This window comes from Priestia sp. SIMBA_032, from assembly GCF_046535215.1.
GTDB classification, from domain to species: Bacteria; Bacillota; Bacilli; order Bacillales; family Bacillaceae_H; genus Priestia; species Priestia aryabhattai.
On the sequence record NZ_JAWRXD010001385.1, the window covers coordinates 1 to 243 of the forward strand.

Below are 243 nucleotides of genomic sequence, written 5' to 3' on the forward strand. Positions count from 1 at the left end.
GTTCAGCTAAATTCTTTTCATCATGAAGAAGCGCATTACTATTTCGTTCACTTTCTTCTATAGAATGACCATGACCGATTGAACCAGCAAGACACATCGATGTAAATTTCTCATCTTCTTTGCGAATTAATCTCTCAGGCGTCGCTCCTAAGAAGCATGCTCCTTTATAATCAAAAGAAAATACGTAACAATCCGGTTGACCAATGCGAAGTGCTTCTAAAACAAGAGCAGAATCAATCGAAT

Annotated in this window: 1 protein-coding gene; it reads right to left on the reverse strand. The window is 37.9% G+C overall.

The genetic code is table 11. From position 1 onward, the window contains the following. Window positions 1–243: chorismate-binding protein (locus tag SB717_RS38865; RefSeq protein WP_410908595.1), on the reverse strand; the 243-nt coding region annotated here is incomplete at both ends.